This window comes from Nocardia sp. NPDC058497, from assembly GCF_042720195.1.
In the GTDB taxonomy this organism is placed as follows: Bacteria; Actinomycetota; Actinomycetes; order Mycobacteriales; family Mycobacteriaceae; genus Nocardia.
The window spans coordinates 1-4,268 of the sequence record NZ_JBHXMY010000511.1 but is presented as its reverse complement, the minus strand read 5'-3'; the positions used below and the strand labels follow the sequence as shown (position 1 = coordinate 4,268).

Here is a 4,268-nt window from a genome sequence, read left to right as displayed (position 1 = left end):
GCTTCTGGGCGCTGTCGAGGAGACCCTGCCCACCCGCCTGGTGAACGCCGGCGGCGGCGGTGGGGACGGCGGCCTGTTCAACGGCATCCTCGCCCGCTACCTGGCGGTCGTCGCGCTGATGCTGCCCGGCGAGGGCAAGCAGCAGGAGAGCGACCGGCGCACCGCGGCGGCCATCGTGAAGGCCTCGGCCACCGCGGCGTGGGCGAACCGCCTCGAGGTGGAGGGCGAGCCGCTGTTCGGGCACGACTGGAGCAAGCCGGCCCGCTTACCCGGCGGCACGGCGGGCGCGGGCAGGTTCACCGCGGGCGGTTCGGTGACCGCTTCCGCCGTGCCGGAACGCGACCTGTCGGTGCAGCTGTCCGGGTGGATGCTGATGGAAGCCGCCTACCAGGTGACCGCCGCGGGGTTGTGACCCTCAGCGGTCGGCGTCGGTGGTGACGGCCGCGCGATCCAGATCGAAGTCCTCGACCGGCTTGGCCATCTCCTGGCGGTAGTGCCGCAGGCCGAGGATCGTGCCGATGACCAAGCCGACGATCATGATGCCGATCACGGCGGGCATCAGCCAGGGCACCTGCTCGAGGAACTCACCCGCGTAATAGCCGATCAGCAGCAGCACCGGCGCCCAGATGATCGCGCCGAGGGTGCTGGCGATGGTGTAGCGGCGGTGATCCATCTTGGCCGCGCCCGCCACCATCGGGCACAGCGTGCGCACCCACGGAATCCAGCGCGCGACCAGCACGGCGAAGAAGCCGTGTTTCTCCAGCAGAGCGGTGACCTTCGCCAGATTCCTGGTGTTGATATAGCGGCCGTTCTTGCGCGCGACCAGGTGATGTCCGGTCCGCTGGCCGACGACATACCCGACCTGATTGCCCGCGATCGCGGCCAGCATCGTGCCCACCGACAACGCCCACACCTGGGCCTCGCCGTTGGCGTGCGAGGCCATCACGATGCCCGCGGTGATGAGCATGGAGTCACCGGGCAGGAACAGCCCGATGATGAACGCGCATTCCAGGAAGACGAAGACCAGCACCACCGTCCAGACCACGGCGGGGCCTGCCGAGATCAGCGGATCGAAGCTGCCCAGAGCGTGAATCGACGGTCCTGCGGTCACGTGATCAGTGCGCCTCGTTCGCCGAAGCGGCCAGCTCGGTGGCGGGCGCGGCCTCGGCGGGCGCGGCGCCGCGACGGGCGAGGACCTTCTTACCGACCGTGATGATCGCGGGCAGGATCGAGACGAACACGATCAGCAGGAAGATCGCTTCCACATGGTCGCGAATGAACGGCACATTGCCCAGGAAGTAGCCGATGATCGTCACGCCGCCACCCCAGAGCACGGCGCCGACGATGTCGAACGCCACATACTTGCGGTAGCTCATCTTCGACACACCGGCCAGCACCGGCATGAACGTGCGCACGATCGGCACGAACCTGGCCAGGATGATCGTCTTCGGGCCGTGCTTCTCGAAGAACTCGTGCGTCTCCACGATGTACTGCTTCTTGAAGAAGCGGCTGTCCTCCTTGCGGAAGATCGCGGGTCCGATCTTGCGGCCGATCCAGTACGCGCACTGATCGCCGGCGAAGGCGGTGATGATGATCAGCGGCACGAGCACCCAGATGTTCGGGCTGCCCTGCGCGGCCAGCATGCCGCCGGTGAACAGCAGCGAGTCACCTGGCAGCAACGGGAAGAGCAGACCGGTCTCGATGAAGACGATCGCCAGGATGGCGGGTAGAACCGCGTTCTTCAGCCACGTCTCCTGGAGCAGATACAACGGGTCCAGCAACTGGGTCAACGCAAGGTTGTTCGTCACCGCATCGGATACCGCCAGCAAAGTCACGGCCCCCACAGTACCGGTCCAATCTGTGACATGAGTGTCCTGCGGTGTTCACAGATGCGCGGGGAACAAGCCGGTGAACCCCGCGATCGCTTCCTAACTTAGGGTGTGGCCTGACAGAATTGGTTTTTCGCTTCCCCACAGACGGAGGTCACTGCTGTGCCTATCGCGACTCCGGAGGTCTACGCCGAGATGCTCGGCCGGGCCAAGGCGCACTCGTTCGCATTCCCGGCTATCAACTGCACCTCGTCGGAGACGATCAACGCCGCTATCAAGGGCTTCGCGGAGGCGGGCAGCGACGGCATCATCCAGTTCTCCACCGGTGGCGCCGAGTTCGCCTCCGGTCTCGGCGTGAAGGACATGGTCACCGGCGCGGTGGCGCTGGCCGAGTTCGCGCACGTGGTCGCCGCCAAGTACGACGTGACCATCGCGCTGCACACCGACCACTGCCCCAAGGACAAGCTGGACACCTACGTGCGTCCGCTGCTCGCGATCTCGCAGGACCGCGTCAACGCCGGCCTGAACCCGCTGTTCCAGTCGCACATGTGGGACGGCTCTGCCATCCCGATCGACGAGAACCTCGAGATCGCCAAGGAGCTGCTCAAGCTCTCGAAGGCCGCCAACATCATCCTCGAGGTCGAGATCGGCGTCGTCGGCGGTGAAGAGGACGGTGTCGAGGCCGAGATCAACGACAAGCTCTACACCTCGCCCGAGGACTTCGAGAAGACCATCGACGCGCTCGGCGCGGGCGAGAACGGCAAGTACCTGCTGGCCGCCACCTTCGGCAACGTGCACGGTGTGTACAAGCCGGGCAACGTGGTGCTCAAGCCCGAGGTGCTGGCCGAGGGTCAGCGGGTCGCGGCCGCCAAGCTCGGCCTGTCGGCCGACGCGCAGCCGTTCGACTTCGTCTTCCACGGTGGTTCGGGCTCGCTGAAGTCCGAGATCGAGGACTCGCTGCGGTTCGGCGTCGTGAAGATGAACGTCGACACCGACACCCAGTACGCCTTCACCCGCCCGGTCGCCGGTCACATGTTCGCCAACTACGACGGTGTGCTGAAGATCGATGGCGAGGTCGGCAACAAGAAGGTCTACGACCCGCGCAGCTACCTGAAGAAGGCCGAGACCTCGATGGCCGATCGCGTCGTCGAGGCCTGCAACGACCTGAAGTCGGCCGGTCGTTCGGTGTCGGGTTCCTGATCGGTTTTTCGCAACAATCAAACGGGGCCCGAGCTCATGAGTCTTGATGTCCGTGTGCTCGGGCCCGTTCGACTGCTGGTCGGCGGTGAGCCGGTGGCGGTCGGCGGGCCCAAGCCGCGCGCTCTGCTTGCCGCGCTCACCGTCAACCGGCGGCGCGCGGTGTCTTCTGCCGTGCTGGCCGAGATGGTGTGGAACGAGGATCCGCCGGACTCCTACGCCGCCAGCCTGCAGGTGTTCGTCTCCAACATCCGTAAGGCGCTGCGCAACGCCGGTATCGATTCCGCGCAGGTCCTGCGGACCGAGGGCGCGGGCTACCGGCTCGAAATCCCGGACACCGCTTGCGATCTCGGCCGGTTCGAGAACGCCCGCGAGGCGGGTTCGCGCTGCCTGGACGCGGGTGACCACCCCGGCGCGGCCAATCTCTTCGGCGCGGCCCTGCGCGAGTGGACGGGGCGGGCACTGTCCGACCTGGCCGGACTGCAGTTCGCCGACGGTTTCGCGACCGCGATGGACGAGGAGCGGCTGCTCGCCGTCTCCGCCCGCGTCGACGCCGAAATCGCCTGCGGGCGCGCGTCTTCGGTGATCGGTGAGCTGGTCTCGATGACCAACGAGCACCCGCTGCGCGAGCCGCTGTGGGGTCAGCTGATCACCGCGCTGTACCTGTCCGGCAGGCAGGCCGACGCGCTGGAGGCGTGCAGGCGGGTGCGCGGCGTGCTGGCCGAGGAGCTCGGCATCGATCCCGGCGCCGCGCTGATCGAGCTGGAACAGCGGGTGCTGCGCCAGGAACCGCTGAATGTGGTGGAGGCCAAGCGATCCGAGCAGCTCGCCGCCGCGATGACCGAGACGGTCACCGAGGTGCCGCGCTCGATCCGCAACGGCAACCTGCGCTTCGCCGACGGCCGCACCATCCCGATTCCGCACAGCGGCATCAGGATCGGGCGGATGACGGATAACGAGCTGGTGCTCGACGACCCGAAAGCCAGCCGCTACCACGCGCACATCATGCCGAGCCGCGCCGGACTGCTGATCAAGGATCTGCACTCGGCCAACGGCGTCTACGTGAACGAGGTGCCGATCGACAGCGGTGCGCTGCTGGCGGACGGGGATGTCATCCGGGTCGGCGCAACCGTGCTGACGTTTATCGCCGTTTCATAGGCAACCCTGATCTCAGGTGAGCCACCCACAGGTCTCGTAAGAACATGGGTAACTCACCGGGGACGGGCTAACTCCGATCTACAC

At 66.7% G+C, this 4,268-nt stretch carries 4 protein-coding genes and 1 pseudogene; 3 read left to right on the top strand and 2 right to left on the bottom strand.

The window, feature by feature from the left end:
- A pseudogene (locus ACFWPJ_RS26080) lies at positions 1-412 on the top strand (fructose-bisphosphate aldolase); the annotation flags it as partial.
- Between the two features lie 3 nt (positions 413-415).
- Here the strand turns inward: ACFWPJ_RS26080 and ACFWPJ_RS26075 are convergent.
- Positions 416-1,111 carry a DedA family protein gene (locus ACFWPJ_RS26075; RefSeq protein WP_378855098.1) on the bottom strand — a complete coding sequence of 232 codons (696 nt, stop codon included), beginning with the start codon at positions 1,109-1,111 and terminating at the stop codon, positions 416-418.
- Positions 1,112-1,115: 4 nt separating this feature from the next.
- Entirely contained in the window at positions 1,116-1,835 is a 720-nt protein-coding gene (locus ACFWPJ_RS26070) for a DedA family protein (RefSeq protein WP_378855096.1), read from the bottom strand.
- A gap of 156 nt (positions 1,836-1,991) precedes the next feature.
- Between ACFWPJ_RS26070 and fbaA the strand changes: the two genes are divergently transcribed.
- Both fbaA and ACFWPJ_RS26060 read left to right on the top strand, forming a co-directional pair.
- Entirely contained in the window at positions 1,992-3,029 is a 1,038-nt protein-coding gene (fbaA, locus tag ACFWPJ_RS26065; RefSeq protein ID WP_378855094.1) for a class II fructose-bisphosphate aldolase, read from the top strand.
- A gap of 36 nt (positions 3,030-3,065) precedes the next feature.
- Positions 3,066-4,184, top strand: coding sequence for a BTAD domain-containing putative transcriptional regulator (locus tag ACFWPJ_RS26060; RefSeq protein WP_378855092.1), 1,119 nt, complete (start codon positions 3,066-3,068; stop codon positions 4,182-4,184).
- Positions 4,185-4,268: the final 84 nt, after the last annotated feature.

What these genes read in the sequence shown, in the direction of transcription:
- ACFWPJ_RS26060 (WP_378855092.1), top strand. Translation starts at nt 3,066, where the DNA reads ATGAGTCTTGATGTCCGTGTGCTCGGGCCCGTTCGACTGCTGGTCGGC.